At 40.1% G+C, this 17,711-nt stretch carries 14 protein-coding genes; 5 read left to right on the top strand and 9 right to left on the bottom strand.

Going from position 1 to position 17,711, the window contains the following annotated elements:
• Nucleotides 1-58: 58 nt before the first annotated feature.
• Nucleotides 59-940 (top strand): SMP-30/gluconolactonase/LRE family protein, encoded by an 882-nt coding sequence (locus tag V7K55_RS05135; protein ID WP_334828865.1) that lies wholly within the window; start codon nt 59-61, stop codon nt 938-940.
• A 135-nt stretch (nt 941-1,075) separates the two neighbouring features.
• Here the strand turns inward: V7K55_RS05135 and V7K55_RS05130 are convergent, their stop codons facing one another.
• Nucleotides 1,076-3,250: a DEAD/DEAH box helicase gene (locus V7K55_RS05130; protein WP_334828863.1), complete on the bottom strand. Its 2,175-nt coding sequence runs from the start codon at nt 3,248-3,250 to the stop codon at nt 1,076-1,078.
• A gap of 359 nt (nt 3,251-3,609) precedes the next feature.
• Between V7K55_RS05130 and V7K55_RS05125 the strand changes: the two genes are divergently transcribed.
• Together V7K55_RS05125 and V7K55_RS05120 are read left to right on the top strand one after the other, a co-directional pair.
• Nucleotides 3,610-4,047: a DoxX family protein gene (locus V7K55_RS05125; RefSeq protein WP_094330124.1), complete on the top strand. Its 438-nt coding sequence runs from the start codon at nt 3,610-3,612 to the stop codon at nt 4,045-4,047.
• Between the two features lie 22 nt (nt 4,048-4,069).
• A complete protein-coding gene (locus V7K55_RS05120) occupies nt 4,070-4,636 on the top strand; it encodes a DUF2808 domain-containing protein (protein WP_334828861.1) in 567 nt (188 codons plus the stop codon).
• 159 nt (nt 4,637-4,795) lie between these two features.
• Here the strand turns inward: V7K55_RS05120 and V7K55_RS05115 are convergent, their stop codons facing one another.
• Together V7K55_RS05115 and V7K55_RS05110 are read right to left on the bottom strand one after the other, a co-directional pair.
• Nucleotides 4,796-7,024 carry a pentapeptide repeat-containing protein gene (locus tag V7K55_RS05115; RefSeq protein WP_334828859.1) on the bottom strand — a complete coding sequence of 743 codons (2,229 nt, stop codon included), beginning with the start codon at nt 7,022-7,024 and terminating at the stop codon, nt 4,796-4,798.
• Nucleotides 7,025-7,033: 9 nt separating this feature from the next.
• Entirely contained in the window at nt 7,034-8,041 is a 1,008-nt protein-coding gene (locus tag V7K55_RS05110) for a zinc-dependent alcohol dehydrogenase family protein (protein ID WP_334828857.1), read from the bottom strand.
• A gap of 381 nt (nt 8,042-8,422) precedes the next feature.
• Here V7K55_RS05110 and V7K55_RS05105 point away from each other — a divergent pair, with 381 nt between their 5' ends.
• Together V7K55_RS05105 and V7K55_RS05100 are read left to right on the top strand one after the other, a co-directional pair.
• Nucleotides 8,423-9,001 carry a hypothetical protein gene (locus V7K55_RS05105; protein ID WP_334828855.1) on the top strand — a complete coding sequence of 193 codons (579 nt, stop codon included), beginning with the start codon at nt 8,423-8,425 and terminating at the stop codon, nt 8,999-9,001.
• A 3-nt stretch (nt 9,002-9,004) separates the two neighbouring features.
• Nucleotides 9,005-10,735 carry a hypothetical protein gene (locus tag V7K55_RS05100; RefSeq protein WP_334828853.1) on the top strand — a complete coding sequence of 577 codons (1,731 nt, stop codon included), beginning with the start codon at nt 9,005-9,007 and terminating at the stop codon, nt 10,733-10,735.
• Between the two features lie 223 nt (nt 10,736-10,958).
• Here V7K55_RS05100 and arsS read toward each other — a convergent pair whose 3' ends face one another.
• From arsS to V7K55_RS05070, 6 genes are all read right to left on the bottom strand, one after another.
• Nucleotides 10,959-11,966 carry an arsenosugar biosynthesis radical SAM (seleno)protein ArsS gene (arsS, locus tag V7K55_RS05095; protein WP_334828851.1) on the bottom strand — a complete coding sequence of 336 codons (1,008 nt, stop codon included), beginning with the start codon at nt 11,964-11,966 and terminating at the stop codon, nt 10,959-10,961.
• 43 nt (nt 11,967-12,009) lie between these two features.
• Nucleotides 12,010-12,969, bottom strand: coding sequence for an inorganic phosphate transporter (locus tag V7K55_RS05090; RefSeq protein ID WP_334828849.1), 960 nt, complete (start codon nt 12,967-12,969; stop codon nt 12,010-12,012).
• A 162-nt stretch (nt 12,970-13,131) separates the two neighbouring features.
• Nucleotides 13,132-14,100: an arsenosugar biosynthesis arsenite methyltransferase ArsM gene (gene arsM / locus V7K55_RS05085; RefSeq protein WP_334828847.1), complete on the bottom strand. Its 969-nt coding sequence runs from the start codon at nt 14,098-14,100 to the stop codon at nt 13,132-13,134.
• A gap of 274 nt (nt 14,101-14,374) precedes the next feature.
• Nucleotides 14,375-15,049, bottom strand: a complete 675-nt coding sequence (locus tag V7K55_RS05080; RefSeq protein ID WP_334828845.1) for a response regulator transcription factor — start codon at nt 15,047-15,049, stop codon at nt 14,375-14,377.
• 195 nt (nt 15,050-15,244) lie between these two features.
• The gene (locus tag V7K55_RS05075; protein ID WP_334828843.1) at nt 15,245-15,532 is read right to left on the bottom strand and encodes a Mo-dependent nitrogenase C-terminal domain-containing protein; all 288 of its coding nucleotides are present in this window, start codon (nt 15,530-15,532) and stop codon (nt 15,245-15,247) included.
• A 391-nt stretch (nt 15,533-15,923) separates the two neighbouring features.
• Nucleotides 15,924-17,456, bottom strand: coding sequence for a SagB/ThcOx family dehydrogenase (locus V7K55_RS05070; protein ID WP_334828841.1), 1,533 nt, complete (start codon nt 17,454-17,456; stop codon nt 15,924-15,926).
• Between the last annotated feature and the right edge of the window lie 255 nt (nt 17,457-17,711).

Here is a 17,711-nt window from a genome sequence, read left to right as displayed (position 1 = left end):
TCGCGAAAATATCTAAGTAAAAATATATACTTATATTTAATCTTTAAATTAACTACTTATGGGACAATATCCACTCCACAATGTTCTAGAAGCTCGTGCCCGCTTGGGTGAAGGCCCAATGTGGGATTCTACCCGTAAACTACTGTACTGGGTCGATATTTTTAACTATCGAGTGCATCAGTTCAATCCTGCTACGCGGGAAAACAGGTTTTTTGATGTGGGAGACGTGGTAGGTGCGATCGCAACAACAGGTGCAGATACATTAATAATGTTGCTGCGTCATCACTTGGCATTCCTCAACACTCAGACAGGTGTAGTTACCCCCATTTTGGAAATTGAAGCAAATCTTCCAGATAACCGTCTCAATGATGGGAAATGTGACCCTCAAGGACGTTTCTGGTTTGGTTCAATGTCTACTTTAGAAAAACCTCAAGCTAGCCTCTATCGCTATGATAAAGACGGTTCATTACATTTAATAGAAACGGGATTGACTATTTCTAATGGTTTGGGCTGGAGTCCAGATCAAAAAACATTTTACCTAACAGATTCTCCTCAACAAAAAATATATGCTTATGACTTTAATTCAATAACCGGAAGCATTACTAATCGTCGGATTTTTGTTGATTTAACTCATGAATACTTCCATCCAGATGGATTGACAATAGACAGTGAAGGACATATTTGGTCAGCTATGTGGGGTGGATGGTGTGTGATTCGTTTCAACCCCAAAGGGGAAGAGATATTGCGGATAAAACTACCTGTGCAATTGCCAACTAGCTGTGCTTTTGGGGGCGAGGATTTGCGAACACTTTACATTACTACTGCTTCAGTTGGACTCAGCCAAGCAGAAATCGATAAAAATTTATACTCTGGTGATTTATTTGCTCTCCAAACTGATGTTACTGGATTACCTGCTTATAATTCAATACAGTTCAGTTAAGCATTTCTTTGTTCTCTCTGTGTTCTCTGCGCCTCTGTGGTTCGTTAAAAATAATAATTTATGCTTACGGTAGGCTATGCCAACACAACTCATTTAAGATTGCCATAGGAATTTTAAGATAATTAGAATATTGTATTATTCTCTCCACAGTGCCACTTGCTGTTGGAGTTCCCTCATATCTAAATAATCGCTAGCAAAAGCTTTTCGTAAAAGTGGATGAGGAATAAATCGATCGTACTTTTGAATCTCCGGTGCTTCTGAAGTACTGAGTAAATCTTCTGAGATAACCCTTTGTTCACACAATGAAGCAATTTCATGATAAAGATATTTAAATTTATCCTTACCTAATTTAATTGTAAAATAATAGGGATTTAGTCCGCCAATACTTGTAATTTCCAACGATTCTCGACAGTGGGAGTTGAGTAATCTTTCTAAAGTGCGATAAGCAACCGTACCCATCCAGGGGAAAATACAGCATTTACCTTTTTCCAATTGCAAGATATTTTGTTTATCTAATCCAACCTGTTGCACCAATTGGCGAACTTGATGTAAACGTTGCAAAGCATTTTTTTGCAAATAGCTGTACTCGATATTTTCCAATAAAACTTGCTGCATTCGTTGTAAAACTTTGGTATGAATAGTGCCACCACTACCACGCCAATAAATACTAGCTTTGCCTTCAGCCTGTTTAACAAAAATAGCCTTCTTTTGAAAGTCAACTTCTACGACTTCCCAACTTCTGCCAGCTAAAGTAAATTGATTGCCAACAGCAGGCGGCGTAACGATACTGCCAATTTCCGTTGCACCTTGCTTAACAATATATTCTTGCTGTTCAGCAAAGACAGCATAAAACTGAAATTTTCTCACAATCTTTTCTCCTGCCAAACCCAGGATTAATTTACCTTGTTCAGTATGTTGAATATGACCAATATCAATTAAATAACGAAGCAATAATTGAAAATCTTCTTTGGAAATAGCTGCAAAGGGCGGCAGACTAAAAATTTGTGTTGCTAGGGCATTAGGTGAAAGTTCTCCCGTTGCTGTTAGAATACTCATTGTTTGGTGGTAAAGCAAACTTAAAGGATATTTAATCGGTCTGATTGGTTCAATCCATTGCTCCTCTAAATAAAGTTGAATGATAGCGATAGACTGCAAAAGTTGCCAAGGTATTTGCTCTGGTAAAGAAGCTTCTGATAATGGTTTCTCTTCAGCGCAAATAAAACGCATATCGGCAGCTTCGCCTCTTCTGCCACTACGTCCTAAGCGTTGTAAAAAGCTAGCTACAGACAAGGGTGATTCTAACTGAATAACTCGCTCTAAATAACCGATATCTATGCCTAATTCTAAAGTTAAAGTAGCGGCGGTAACGGCTGGATTATTGGGTTCGCGCATCGCATCTTCAGCAGCTTGGCGCAAGCTAGCGGATATACTCCCATGATGGACGTGATATATGTCTGGTAGTCCTTGTTCTGTGGCAATTTGTCGCAAAGACGCAATTACAGATTCAGTGCGCGTGCGATTATTAGCAAATATTAGGCATTTGCGAGATTTGCTGAGGTTGAAAATATATTGTTCATAATCTGTCGCCTCTGATTCATCTACTTCATCAGTAATATAAAAATGTTCGACAGCTAATTTTATTTGGCGTTTTATCCCGTCAGTTTGCGGTGTAATTACTGGCTTATCTGTTCCTGAACGCAACCAATCTTCAGCTATTGAATAATCACCAAGAGTTGCCGACAAACCGATACGGCGCGGTTGTTTTTGTGTCAACTTTGCTAAACGTTGTAATTGGCAAATAATTTGACAGCCGCGTTCGGAACCCATAAAAGCGTGAATTTCATCAATGACGACAAATCTTAAGTCACCAAATAAACGAATGAGGTCGTTATTTTTGTTGATTAATAAACTTTCTAGAGATTCGGGTGTAATTTGGAGAATGCCTTGAGGATTCTTTAAGAGTTTGTTTTTCCGATTTTGAGAAACATCACCGTGCCAGTGCCAAACTGGAATATCTGCTTCTTTGAGTAAGTCGTTGAGGCGTTCAAATTGATCGTTAATTAAAGCTTTGATTGGACTAATGTATAATGCCCCTACACTTGCAGCAGGGTTGCCATGTAATAAAGTCAAAATTGGCAGAAAGGCTGCTTCTGTTTTACCAGCAGCAGTTGCAGCAGTAACTAGTAAGTGAGCATCGGTGTCAAATATAACTTGACAAGCGGCAATTTGCACTGGTCGTAATTCAGTCCACTGATGATGATAAATATATTCTTGGATGAAGGGTGCAAGTCGGCTAAAGGCATCGCTCATATTTTTTACGAATAATTAGTAATAGGTAATAAATTGATTACCAAGTGATTACTGGTAAAGTTGAAATAATATCATACTAAGTGAAGCGAACATTCAAGAACCGCTCATATAGCTGTAAGACGTGATTTGCAAGGAGATAAATCTCTTAGGAATGCAAATTTAATAACCTGCAATTCTGATGGAACGGAGAATGGTGCTTTACGCTTCGCTAACACACTCTACTTTTACACTTTATTTAATCCACGTTCCTTAGTATTTTGGAGAATTTTGCTGATTTTTACTCCTATTGACTCAAGGCAAATTAAAATCTGTCAGTCAAACTGGAGCAATAGGGGCAAGTATATAATGAGGCAACAATCATGAACAAGTACAAGGAAATATTACGTGTAGTTCTTGCTATATCCATCATTGTGGTTGGAGTGACGCACTTTGTTATTCCAGAACCGTATGTCAAAATTATGCCACCGCAACTTCCTTATCCTTTAGGATTAGTTTATCTCAGTGGCTTTTATGAAATTTTAGGTGGTATCGGCTTATTAGTCCCGCCTGTAAGTCAAGCTGCTGCTTGGGGACTTATTGCTCTTTTTATTGCTGTTTACCCTGCCAATATCAATATGGCGGTTAATCATATTCAACTAGAGCATATACCCAATTCACCTTGGGTACACGTAATCAGACTTCCCTTTCAAGGAGTTTTAATTGCTTGGGCTTGGTGGTACACTAAATCTTCTGATTGGAAAAAACAAGCTTCTATCATTCCTAAGTCACTTATTCCCAAAGAATTAAAATTGAAATGAGTGCGTTCTTTATATTTGAATTATGCGTGTTGCAACTTTATTTGGAATAACACTCTCGTTAGCAATGGGTGTTGGGGGATTAACGCTTCCGGTGACTCAAGCGGTGCAGCTTAGAGATGGTACAGTCTACTTTGTCCAACCGCCGAAACTTGTGAATGCAACGACTACTTATAAAGATGTGAATATTTGGGGCGGAACTTACTATTTCACTATCAATCTGCCGGAAAATGCTGGAGAACCCCTTCAGAAAGTAACGATCGCACAAAGAGAGGGAACAGAAAACATCCGCTATCATCTTAATGATACCCGCGCCTTTGTTGGAGAGCGCGATCGCAAAGAATCTCGCCTAACACTAGGCGCAGTTACAGACGAACGCGACACACGAACAATTACTGTAAACTTCGATCCGCCAGTCACTCCGGGACAGACAGTGACAATCGCCTTGCGTCCTGTGAGTAATCCCAGCTTTTCTGGTGTCTACTTACTAGGTGTGACAGCGTTCCCGGTGGGTGAAAAATCTCACGGCCAATTTCTTGGTTTTGGACGGTTTCAATTTTACAGCAATAGAAGTAACTGGTGGTTTCCATAAGCACCAGGATGTCAATGCTACGAACAACACAAGTTTGGATGGTAATGACAGCTTAATCTCATTGAAAACCAATCCGGCAAGTGAGCGATCGCTTGGTAATATTAACATCTAAAACAAAATCTGGAGCCTATTTAAGGGCAAAGCTGCAATGACTACCGATTACTTCAGATAAATTAGCAAATTCAATCCTGGAATTGTGCGGGAAAGTGTCCACAAAACTAATGTGATGTAAATTACGCCTAAACTCCATTGATACCAAGCAAGTGCAGAGATGATCCCTGGTAAGTGTTCGTCTCGCAGGCGAATGTCATTAAATCCTAATTTAACTAAGTTGTTCAGACTAAAATCATAATAGTTGAGCCAGTTCCAACGGCGATCGCTCAGTAGAGGCATATATCGTTCCCGAAATGTCTGATTTCTTGGGATCACTGGTAAACGCCCAATCAATAATCGTAACTGGCGAAATGTACCATCTTCGGTAAAGTAAGAAACGTCCATTAAGTCGTGATAACGACCTTGTTGATAAAGTCGCATCAATAAAGCTAGTGGTACGGGGACAAGAATTATGAAAAGACACCCCAATGTCAGCCAAGGTTGTTGAGTATTGCGAAAGATGGCTAGTAAACTCAAGAATTCTAAAAGGCTAAAGCTGACTAATATCGAAATGGTTTCGTAAGAGGTGGGAATAATTGGTATGGGATGCAGGCGGCGATAGCGATCCACTAGCCAAAATAGTAAACCGAAATAAGCGATCGCAACTCCTCCCACGCCAAACACTAACCAAAAATTTGTCCCATAGCCACTCAACAGCAGTAGTACACTCAACCCCAACCAACTCCAAGCTTGCAGTAACCACCCACCGATAGAAAGGGGTTCGCCAACGATTAAGCGATCGCTAAGTTGAGTATATTTTTCTAAATCGATATCAGCTAAAGTTACTAACTCATTGCTGTTACGAAAAGATTTTATCAGACGACGCTGGGCGATCGCTGCGGCTTGAGTTGCAGAAAAACCTAATTTAATCAAACTTGCAACACTTGCACTATTAATATTTGTAGCCGTCAAACGGCGACTCATTTCTACTAATCGCAGTTCTTGTTTTGTGTATTCCAGTTCATTAGCATCGGTAACTTGTTGTTGCTGACGGAAATTTTGCCCTAAATTCCGCAAGATGTTTTGATTACCTTGCAATGTCGGGGTACAGAACATCTTACCAATTTGACCGGGATTACCTAAAATTTTTGCTTGGTTAGAGTTAAAAGTTAAACCAGGTACGCTTAAACAAGCTTCTGGAGAAAACCTGGCATCGCTAAAATCTGCTTGGTTGAGAATGCTTGCACCTTGCAAATTCACCGATTGATTAAACTCCACTTCTCGAAATATGGCAGCTTGCTCAAAAGTCGCTTCTATTAAAATAAATAACTGATTAAAATTTGCTTTAGTAAACTGTACTTGATTGGCAAAGCGGACATCAGAAAAATCAGCATTTTCTCGCCACTGCACACTATTGAATTTAGCCAACTCCTTAAAAGTTGCTTGGTTAAAATTGGCAGCATTTTCAAAGATACTACCTTGAAAATCAGCGAATTCCTGAAATTGGCTTTGTTTGAAATTAGCTTTTTCAAAAAAAATACTGCCTTGAAAATTGCTTGGTTGCTTGAATTTACCACCGCTAAAGCTGACAGGACGACCAAATCGGGTTTCAGTCCAATTAGTGGATTGGAGAAAAGTTGCACCTTGGGCATCCACAGACTGAAGAAAGAATGTATTAGAGAACTTTATTTCGCCATTGAAGCGAGTTTGCACCAGTTTCAATACACCACGAAAGACAGCAATTTCACTGGATGGGCTTGATTTTGTTCCCAAAAGCGATCGACAATCTTTAGAATTTACTAATGACTCCAGACAAACAAAGCGCAAACGTTCTAGTTCTTGTTGTTCGCTAGCAGTGAAAATCGGAGCAATGGCTTTAGCATACAACGGTGTTCTTAAACCCAAATCGCTGCCCACAAAATCCCCTAAAATCAGGGCATAGCTGAGGTCTAAACCCAGAGGTTTTGCACCTAATTCTTTTCGTAGTAGTTGGTAAAAAGCATTACGAAAGCTAGCATTTTCTGGGCGCAAATCAATCACCATCTTCTGCAAATCTACCGTCAAATTGCCTTCGCGCAGCATCGGTGTGCGTAGACGTTCTTGTAATAATTCCAGAGTTAAGGGTATACGTTCTAGTTGCGTTTGTGCTGCTGAACTAGGGAGGGGGAGGAAGAGGAGAATTGATAAAACGCAAAGGAACGCCAAGAAAAACGCAGAGTAGCGCAGAGAAACGCCTTTGCGTACCTTTGCGTTTAATCTTTGCGTACCTTTGCGTTTAAAAAATAAATTATGCAAATTGTTCGATTATTCGTCGCTAATCAGTAGAACAATTTTACCCGTCACAGACCCGCTTTCAAGTAATTGGTGGGCTTTAGCCGCTTCTTTCAAAGGAAACTTGTGGCTAACATGGATTTTTAACTTGCCTGCATCGATCCAGGTGGCACATTGTTCGAGAATTTCTGCTTGGTGCTGGAGGCTTTCTTCTAATCCTAGCAACGCTGGTGCAAGCATTAATTCTAAACCAATACGGAGATTGCGTAATCTAGCAGTTTTCCAAACAGTATTGGCATCTGGTTCGAGAATCGTCACAATATCGCCATAAACTCGCACTGCGGGGAAAGTTTTGTGAAAGGTTTCGCCACCTATGGTATCAAAAGCCAAGTCTACGCCTTCGCCGCCAGTCCAATCTAATACCGCTTGCACAAAGTCCGTTTGTTTGTAAAAAATTACCTGGTCGGCACCGAGTTCTTTGACGAAATTAGCCTTTTCTTCAGAACTGACTGTGGTAGCAACACTAGCACCTTTAAGTTTCGCCAATTGAATTGCTACATGACCGACACCACCAGCACCCGCATGAATAAAAACCCGTTCCCCAGGTTCCAGTCGTCCTCGTTCGTATAAAGCTTCCCAGGCGGTGATTAATACTAAAGGTGCTGCGGCTGCTTCGGTAAAAGAGATAGACGCGGGTTTACGTGCCACAAACCGCTCATCCACAACGGTATATTCAGCATAATTTCCCTGGTGTGCGCCCAATCCGCCGTAGCAAAAGTATACTTCATCGCCTGCGCTAAAACGCTGAACGCTAGCACCTACTGCTTCGACTATACCAGCACCATCACATCCTAAAATTGTCGGCGTGCGATCGGGGTAGAAAGTGCCTCGGCTACGAAGTTTAGTATCAATGGGGTTAATGCCAGCTGCCACCAAGCGCACTAAAAGTTCAGTATTCCCTACAGGAACAGCAGGGTTTGGCACTTCTTGTACTTGCAGAACTTCGGGACTGCCAGATGCTGTCATCAAAACTGCTTTCACAACTCTTTTCTCCTGGCTTTAGATGCACATTCTTATGCAACTTTAGCGCAGAGGGTGGATACAAAGTTATGTCTGAGGGAAAACTGCGATCGCATCTACACTATTGTGTTGTGTAGTTTGAAATTTGAACCGTGAAGAGGGAGTGCTTGTCGCAAGATATCACACTTTTGATTAGCAAATTATACAAGGGTCGATTACTTTTGGTAATGTTATTTGTATCCCCAAGATTAGTAATTTGGGGAATTCTGCATACTTACTTGTCGGTGAACTGATCCAATGTAACAAATACTCTTGACGCTGAAGTATTCTATGTTACTTTGTTACTATATTTTTGTTCACTAAAGGAGTCTAAATAAAATTGTTTAAGAATAAGAGGAATTTATGACTAAACTCTCCATAGAGCAAATGCTTTACTTGCTTTACACAGTTGCTTACTCAGATGAGGGTACGGTAACTCAAGGTACTGTCAAAGAGCGTTTATCTAAAGAACTCAAAAAGAATGCTGATGATATATACAACACTCTATATCAGCAAAATTTACTACAATCTCCCAAGAGAAGGCGCATTTCAGTCACAGAAGACGGCAGGAAAGCGCTTGTCACTAATCTACAAACTACAGACTACGTATTTGACTCTTCAAAGGGGCAAAAAGTTCTAAACACTCTTCTGCATTGCCTTAAGTTGGCATCATTGAAAGACTATGTTTCTTCTGTGACTATAGAAGATATGGACTTTGACACATTCGTAGAAAAGTTTAAAGAACTATATTTTGCGGAAAGAAAGCAACAAGAATTGCGTGGCGTTGTTGCTATTTACAGTCGAGATATTGGTCTGAAATTTAGGGAGAATCACCCTATTTCTCAATCTACATTGGATAACTACTTCAATACACTTAAATTGACTGGGAAAGTTTTTGCTGTTACCGAAAAAGAAGAAGAAATAATTCAGTGGGTGGAGTAAATAATGCCAGAAGATGCAGGGAAGAAAAAATTTATAAAAGACTTTTTGCAACAAGTTAAAGCAGGCGAAGGTTTCATAGAAGATATTTGGATTGAGCGTGTTGTTAGACTTCCAGGCTCAGATGGTGAGGGATCTACCGCTCTCAGTCTTTCTATGCGATCAATATCTAATATAACTCAGTTACTGGAAGACGATCTAAGATATACCTTTGATGAGGGCTACTTTGCCTTTAGATTTGTTGCAGCTGCGTTTGGTAGTGGCAAAACTTCACTTCTAACTTATTTACATGAATTAACCAAGACTCAGCGTAATTACAGAAGTCTTTCTTTAGTAGTTCGATTCCCACTTTCTGACGTGTCAATAATGGGTGGAGATCATAACTTTGGGATTAAATTGTACTGTTGTATATTAGCTCACACTTTCTGGGAGTTCCTACACAACCAAAACTTATCTCAGTCAGTTAAAGAAGTAGCAAAGCGTGTTCTTAGCGATTTATTAGAAAGAAGCCGAGTTGCTGAACTTGAATCGGCGAAAGATTTTGAAATTCAATTTTATCCTAAGTTTAATAAGTATCTTGTTGACAGTGGAGTTAATTTTGAATCTTTTTTCTTTTCTATTATCTCTAAGATCGCAGCTTTAGAGCCAGCTTTTACCTTTGTATACCTTATCGATGAGCTAGATCATCTCCAAGAATATCAAAATTATATCCTAGACACCAGATCACTTTTTAAGGCATTAATTAAAAGAGTACGCCAGAAGTTTAACTCAAAAGTCAATCTGCTAATCTATCTGGTAGGCACTACAGACAATGTAAAAGGTTTTATTGCTGGAGATATTATATTAGAAAGCATCGTAGATAGAGCGGTTATCAATCTACATAAAGGCTATAGCAACGAGCTTGAGATGATTAGAGTTAAGATTGATGAGCGGATTCAAGGTGCTTATCAGGGATATAAGAATTTTGCAAAAGCATGGGAAGAAATTAAAAATATCCGCTTGAACCCTACTAATAATTTAAGGAAGTTTTGCCAAGACTACGCATCATCAGTACTGGAAATACATGAAATATATTTTAACGAAGCACCTGAGCAGTTATTTGAAGGCAATGCCCGCGAGTTAGTGGAAGCGCAATGTCGAATAAAATGGGCAAGTTATTTGAATAAATCTGCATATACTTTATCGGCAGTTTCAACCACAACTGTGCTATCAGGTCATGCATTTGACTGCTACGTGGAATTGTTGCATAACGGTATAAGTGTAGCTAGAGCTTTTGGTGAAGCAAAGAACTATGAGCTTTTGAGCGGACACTTGCAGACGTTTGAAAAGTGGTTAAGTGATGTTAATTTCAAGCCAGAGGGAAACCCACCCGATCTAGCTTTTATGATTGCTCCTTCATGCCCATCTTTGTTACACCGAAAGTTAGAGCTTAAAAATATTCAATTTATCGAATCTGGAAAAGTATTTCCAATACCGACACCAGCCTCAACACCTACACCGCCAACAGACTCAGCATCACCACCTACTGTTATCAATATTAATAAGGCTGATAAAGATAGACTTATTGTTGCTTTCAAAGGTACAGGTGTAAGACTAACAACTATCGATAAGCTAATAAACCTTAGACAACGTAAAAGCTATATTCGCTTAGAAAGTCTGGCATCTGATCTGAAATTTACCGATGCAGTGAGAAAAAAACTTCAGGAAAAATTAGATAAAGCGGAGATTTGCTTTTGAAAGGAGTGATAATTCTTTAGAAAGGGTGAAAATATGCGATCGCACTTTATGTCACAGCACGATTGCCCTAGGTGTATTATTCTGAAAAAGGAAAAAACCGCGAAACATTATGTTTCACGGCTTTCAGTGTGGTGTGAGGAGCTTAACTAAATATCATCATAAAGTAACAGCCCAATAACAACGCACTGGTAACAATTTTGGTAACAGACTTTTTTTAACAACCTTAAAGCAAAGCACCACCACAACTAGAACCACACCCAGCAGTACAACCATAGCAATAAGCAGCCGTTTGGATCTCACTAATCAGGTCTAAACTGCCAGCTTCTAGCAATTTGCTAACTGTTAAGGTTTCACCATTGCGAGTTTTTGCAGGCAAATTCATCATTTGGTTAAAGTCACAATCATACACATTTCCTAGATAATCAATTGAAAGTTCATCGCGGCACATTAAATGTTCAACTGTGTCAGGATTAAAATGTGACTCTAAAAACTGCAAATAGCTAGTGTACAGTTTTCTCCGTTCTAAATGCATTTTTGTTCTACCAACTGGAAGGTTGGTAATGGTGAAGAGGTTGTTAAATACAATATTAAAATGTTCTTGTAAGAACATTTTGTAATCTCGTTCTAGGTTAGTCTGTTCGGGAGCTAAAGAAAATTTTTCATTTGTGGGTAACTGGGGATTAAATATCAAATCCAAAATTAAACTTGGCTTTTTACCATAGCCAAGTTTGTTAAGCCATTGTAAAGCTTTGACTGAACTATCAAAAACACCAGAACCGCGCATTTTATCAACATTATCTGCTAAATAGCAGGGTAGTGAAGCCACAACTCTTATTTGGTGTTGAGCAAAGTATTCTGGTAAATGAGCAAATCCATCTTCAAAATAAATAGTCAAATTAGACCGGACAATTACCTGCTTACCAGATGCTCTTGCTGCTTCTACCAATGGCTTAAATCCATAATTCATTTCTGGTGCGCCACCAGTTAAATCTACAATTTTAATTTCGGGAGATTTATGAATTAGCGAAATCAATTGTTCGCAAACTTCAGGAGAAAGTTCTTCTGTACGTTTTGGGCCAGCTTCAACATGACAGTGTGTACACGCAAGGTTACAGCGCTTACCTAGATTTATTTGTAAAACAGTGATTCCCTTTTTCATCAAAGGGGAATTGAGTTTATTTTTAAATGATGTGACTGTTGAATTTAGCGTTAAGTGTGATTGAGTTTGCATGAGTTAACATCCCTTAAATATGATATAAATATATTAAATTTTTCTAACCTTGCAATAATCTGTAAGTTATTCCACTAATAATTGCAGCAGTAGGTAAAGTTAAAATCCACGATAATAATATCTGATAAAAAACACGTTGGTTAACTTTCTTATCAGTTAATCCGACTCCAAAAATAGAACCAACTGAAACATAAGTGTTAGAAATAGGAATACCAAATCGACTAGCTACAATGACCAGAATTGCAGTTACTATATTTGCTGACAAGCCTTGAATATGATTCAATGAGGTAATCTTTTCGCTCATGGTGATAGCAACTTTTTGGGAGTTGAGTAAACCGCCAAGTGCCATTGCGATCGCAATGGTGATCATTCCTCCCTGAATCGAAAAATACTCAATAATTAGAACGATTGAGAAAATCTTGGGAGTATCATTTAATCCTCTCGCAAAACTTACAACTCCAGCGCTGATAAAATGGCAATTATCAATCATTTTCTGATTGAATTGTAGATTACGTTTGGAATTGATATAGCTAGATAAGCTGTAAATTCCTGCTCCCAAGGAAATAGCAGTGATGGGACTGAGTAATAGAGGTAAAATAAAGGAGTTTACCAAAACTGCAAAATTGACTTGGAGTCCGAAGGCTACTAATCCAGCACCAACAATAGCACCTGTTAAACTGTGAGTTGTGGAAACAGGAAACCCGATGAGGGTTGCTATCAGTATAGTTAAACCAGCAGCGATCGCAACTGCAATATGAAACTCTGGTGTATTAGCGATCGCATCAGGTACTAATCCTTTTCCAGAGAAGTTTTTAATTAGCGTACCTGCCAAAAAAGTTGCAGTTACTGCACCACCTAAAGTTGTAAAAGTTGCCCACAAAATTGCTGTTTGATAGCTGGTAGTCCGGCTACCAAACAACGTTGCTACCCCTTTAAAGTTGTCATTGGCACCATTGCAATATGCTAAAAAAAGCGTAGCGATAAATAGACTAATTAACAACATTTTCTGGTTTATAAATAAGAAGTCAGAATCTATAATGCAGAATGCAATTAGTGGAATATTCAAATTGTGCATTCATTCCCCAGTAGCACAGAGTTGTTCTGTTAACGGAGAGTGCCGGAGGCATTATTCCGACTACTGACACCTGAATTATTTCCTAAGAAATTAACAGCAACCACCACCGCTATAGTGCCAGGTTGAATTGGTAACAATTATTTCTGTTGGCTTGATAGCCGCAAGTTTAGCAGCAGTTTTATCACACACTGCTGCGGGAATACCTCGCTGGAGTATATGTCCGGCTGAGTCGTCAAAGAATGGTTCTGAGCCAGCGTAAATTGCGGTTTTTCCCGTGAAAACACAAGCACCATCTTCGGGAATAGCAACTTTAAAAGAGACAGAATCCAGGCTTTCTAAAAGTAGGTGGTTGTCTAAATTATAAGTATGGGAATCTAGTAGACGATAAGGACGGCGGGCGCGAATTTCAACTTGACCAAAGCCAGCATTTGTAATTCGTTCAGTATACTCTTGATATGTGAGTGCGCCTGATAAACACATAGCTCTCAGTCGTTCATCTTCTTGAAGATGGGCTGGAATTTGACTAGTAGCAATGGGATCGCTCATCTGCAAACGTCCCCCTGGTTTTAATACCCGATAGGCTTCTTTTAAAGCACGGGTTAAATCTTCTGGCTCAAAAATATTGAAAAGGCAATTCTGCGCCACAATATCAACGTGAAGATCCGCAACGGGTAAGTTAAAAGCATCGCCTTCGCAGATTTCCACAAAACTGGTGTCAAACCACGGGTTTTCTTGAGCAGCAATTTCCAGATTGCGTGTGGCTGCTTCCCGCATGGCCTCAACCGGTTCAACGGCAATTACAGCACCTGCATGACGGGAAAAATAAGCGAATTGCAAAGCTTCTAAGCCGCCACCAACGCCGACATAAAGCACAGTAGGTTGTTTTCCTAGTTCGGTAGGGTGAACGGTGGTGCCACAACCATAGTTCATTTCCTGCATTGCCAAAGGAATTTTTAACCCTGGTAGTTGCAGGGGTGTACTTTGCACGCAACAAAGTCCAACTTGGGGGGTTTCGGCAGCTTCACGATAGAATTGCGCTGCTGTTTCTAGATAGGTCATACCACTTTAGATTATTAAACGATCGCAGCTTTAGCTTTGTGCATCCTAGTATAATTAACCCTAAGTTGGATGAGTTTTTGCTGATATTGCCAAAAACCCCAAATCTTCATAAGATAAAAGCTTTTAGGCTATCTACGTTCATTGAAATTTAACATTGGGAATGGGGAATAAGGAATGGGGAAGAAGCAAGGGAGAGTAGTTTTCCCTTCTGCACCTCACACCTCGCCCCTTTGTACTCTTTTCAATTCCCAATTCCCAATTCCCCATAACAAATTCAATCATGCAATGTGTAGCCGATACCACTCACTGTTTGAATGAGGGACTTTTCGTTATTGGCTTCAAGTTTAAGACGCAGGTAGCGGATGTGAAGCTCGATGATGTTGGCATCGCCTATAAAGTCGTAAGCCCAGACTTCTTGTAAAATGCGATCGCAAGTAATTACTTGTCGCGGATGGGCTAGCAAATATTCTAATAAATCAAATTCCTTAGCAGTTAACTCAATTAACCTCTGCTCTCGGTACACTTGGCGAGTGCGACGATTTAAACTCAGGTCTTCAAATTTTAAAACATCTGCAATCTCTACTTGCCGATTTCTTCGCAGATGAGCGCTAACTCTGGCTAATAATTCATCAACGCTGAAGGGTTTAACGAGGTAATCATCAGCACCAGCGTCTAAGCCTGCAATGCGATCGCTCTCTTCATCTTTGACGGTTAATAAGATTATCGGCACTTTATCGCCAATACTTCGCAGGTGGTGGCAAATTTCCAACCCTGACAAACCTGGCAACATCCAGTCTAAAATTACTAAATCTAGATGTAACTCACGCGCTGCAGTGAGTGCAGTTAATCCATCGTAGGCAATACTGACTTGATAGCCTTCATAATTCAATTCTAATTCGACAAATCGCGCCAGTTTGACTTCATCTTCAACCAGTAAGATGTGCGTCATGATGATGTTAATGATTTCAGCAGGGTACGGTAAGCAGAAATACTGTCTGGAAACACTTTAGTGAGGTGCCAGCTACTTACATAGCCAAACATCTAAAATTAGGTGTAAGTTAGCTTAGTATAAAGCTGAGTAAGTAACAAGCGTAAGTTTTCAAATACCGATGGCTGATCGATCAAAGAACGACTTGACTGGCTATTAGCAATAGATTGCAATATCTTCACCGCACTCATCGGCTAGATAACAGAGCGCTTTAAAACGCAAACCAACCACTTCCTCATATAAGGGATTTAATTTACACATTGGAGGGATGTGAAATAGCTTCCGGCCAAGGAGCCTGATGTCTCGCTCAAAGGGACACTGTGCAGGGATCGCTTTGCACAGAAAATGAGCCAATTTGGAGTTATGAATTTCTATCGTTTCCAACCACTGGCGGAGTGGGTGCAGGAGGTCATTTTTTGACTGAATTTGGATAAAGCTTGTCATAATTTTTCACCTTAAAATTTCAAACTAGATTGAGTTTGTTGTATCTGAACCTATATAGATACATCCGGTTAGGTTCTATAGTTTTATGCACTAATTCTTTGTTCTTTGGTTCTCCACAAAGATAGAATCAGTCTCTATGTACATTGTTGACTACACATTCAAGTCCTATAGTTCCCGATAATTTTTTAAGGCAACATATCTTTTTTGCGGAACTGCATTTTCTCATAGAAGAGCCAGTGCGTTGGCGTTGTCTTACGCCGTAGGCTAACGCACTGATCGTCTTAACTAACCCTAAAAAAGTCTCGTATTACGACAAATTCCAAAAGGCTATAGTTAAGTGGACTTGATGTTGTTTGCGATCGCCTGCGGTAAGCTCCTGCACATTTACGTTTTATCTTGGCCGTCCCAATGTAGTGATATATAGAGCAGCTTCATCAGCAGGAATACCCAAAACATCATTTACTTGATCGTCAAAAAATCCACCGATACCACTAACGCCTACATTTAGGTGCATTGCGGCTAAATTCAGGCGTTGTCCCAAATGACCGGCATCCAGATGTAAGTAACGGTAAACGCGATCGCCATATTGTGCGATCGCAGCCTTCAAATCGGCTGTATGAAACAATACTGCTGCTGCATCCCGTCCTAATTCTTGTCCCAAACAGAGAAAATGTAACTCTCGCCGGAAATTTTTAAACCGAATTTGGCGTAATTCTTGGGCTTTAGGTGCGTAATAGTAACAACCTGACTCCAGTCCTTTAACTCCGCAAACAGCAATAAATGTTTCGATTAAATTCAAATCAAAGTAGTCTGGAGAAATATCTAAACTTTGATCGATGTAATTTTGCGGTTGGTAAGTGAAATCGAGTAAACTTTTTAATTCATCGAAAGTTAAATCATCACCATTATAAGCGCGGGTAGAGCGTCGCTTGTACATAGTACTTTCTAGTTCTGACAGCTTTTTCCCCCAATCTATAGGTGCAGTGGTGGTGGGAATTTTCAAACAGAAAGGAAAGTTATATTTATCCTCTAAAGATTTTTCTTGTTTGATAACTGGTAGATTGAGATTGCCAGTTACACCTGATTGGATTTGGGTGTGTCGATGGAAATATGGCAGCAATTCACCATCTGGAATTTGGGGATAACTGGTTTCAGTGGCGGAAGGTAAAGCAGTACATCCCAATGGCAAATTTTGATTGACATCTAACAAGTCTGCCAGAGGTAAGACAGCGATCGCACCTTCTTGTTGCGGATCGATATAAAGTAGGTCATTTAGCGATTCATCCACAAAGCCGCCGATTAAATGAGGGCGAAAGTCAGTAATCGCGCCAGCCAATTCAATATTGCCTAACAGATGTCCCGTATCTAGAAAAATCCGGCGATAAGCCCGATCTTCATAGCGCCACGCAGAACGATAGAATACCGCAGTGACAATAATTGCTAGTTGGGTGTTTTCTAAAGAAGGATGCCAGAAACAAGCTGCTTGGAGAGTTTGCCAAACATCACTTTCCCAATAATGCATCAGAGAATGAGTCCGACACTGGTAGTTATACAAACCAGGTGGCAATAACGACGTGCCACGGGAAACCACATAGACTTCAGCAGGGTATAATCCGCCTGCACTGGGAGCAGCGCGTAAATACACTGCACTACCCATAGAAGGCATTCTCGCTGTCAATCCATAGCTGCGAAACAGCAACCGGGAAAGTCTTTGCCACCATTGAGCATCTGGGTTATTAGCAAATCCCTCTGCTTTTTCTTGAATATAGGGTTTGAGATCGAAAGTAGAGCCAATTTTGTACTCTTTGAAAGGCACTGGCTGTTTAGTCCAGTCTAACTGCTGACTTTTGGAGGCAAGAGTCTCAGGGTTGTATTTAGTCCGTTCGTGGTAATGCTGGGCAATTGATTGGTGTAATTCTGGCATAGTACTTTTAATATCCTTGGGGCATCCTTTTTTTGATCTTGGCATTCATTAGCCCCATTGTTTCGTGTCAATTCGTACAATCCTCATAGTCACAAAGTGGTAATTGGTAACAACTGGATTGGGGCATTGGGTATTGGGCATTGGGCATTGGGCATTGGGTATTGGGCATTGGGCATTGGGCATTGGGCATTGGGCATTGGGCATTGGGCATTGGGCATTGGGCATTGGGCATTGGGCATTGGGCATTGGGCATTG

Source organism: Nostoc sp. (assembly GCF_036919895.1).
GTDB lineage: Bacteria > Cyanobacteriota > Cyanobacteriia > Cyanobacteriales > Nostocaceae > Nostoc.
The sequence above is the reverse complement of the archived record's forward strand: the minus strand, read 5'-3'. Positions and strand labels throughout refer to the sequence as shown.

What these genes read in the sequence shown, in the direction of transcription:
- V7K55_RS05075 (WP_334828843.1), bottom strand. Translation starts at nt 15,532, where the DNA reads ATGACAAGCTTTATCCAAATTCAGTCAAAAAATGACCTCCTGCACCCA.
- V7K55_RS05070 (WP_334828841.1), bottom strand. Translation starts at nt 17,456, where the DNA reads ATGCCAGAATTACACCAATCAATTGCCCAGCATTACCACGAACGGACT.
- V7K55_RS05105 (WP_334828855.1), top strand. Translation starts at nt 8,423, where the DNA reads ATGACTAAACTCTCCATAGAGCAAATGCTTTACTTGCTTTACACAGTT.
- arsS (WP_334828851.1), bottom strand. Translation starts at nt 11,966, where the DNA reads ATGCAAACTCAATCACACTTAACGCTAAATTCAACAGTCACATCATTT.
- V7K55_RS05100 (WP_334828853.1), top strand. Translation starts at nt 9,005, where the DNA reads ATGCCAGAAGATGCAGGGAAGAAAAAATTTATAAAAGACTTTTTGCAA.
- V7K55_RS05080 (WP_334828845.1), bottom strand. Translation starts at nt 15,049, where the DNA reads ATGACGCACATCTTACTGGTTGAAGATGAAGTCAAACTGGCGCGATTT.
- V7K55_RS05135 (WP_334828865.1), top strand. Translation starts at nt 59, where the DNA reads ATGGGACAATATCCACTCCACAATGTTCTAGAAGCTCGTGCCCGCTTG.
- V7K55_RS05120 (WP_334828861.1), top strand. Translation starts at nt 4,070, where the DNA reads ATGCGTGTTGCAACTTTATTTGGAATAACACTCTCGTTAGCAATGGGT.
- V7K55_RS05130 (WP_334828863.1), bottom strand. Translation starts at nt 3,250, where the DNA reads ATGAGCGATGCCTTTAGCCGACTTGCACCCTTCATCCAAGAATATATT.
- arsM (WP_334828847.1), bottom strand. Translation starts at nt 14,100, where the DNA reads ATGACCTATCTAGAAACAGCAGCGCAATTCTATCGTGAAGCTGCCGAA.
- V7K55_RS05125 (WP_094330124.1), top strand. Translation starts at nt 3,610, where the DNA reads ATGAACAAGTACAAGGAAATATTACGTGTAGTTCTTGCTATATCCATC.
- V7K55_RS05090 (WP_334828849.1), bottom strand. Translation starts at nt 12,969, where the DNA reads ATGTTGTTAATTAGTCTATTTATCGCTACGCTTTTTTTAGCATATTGC.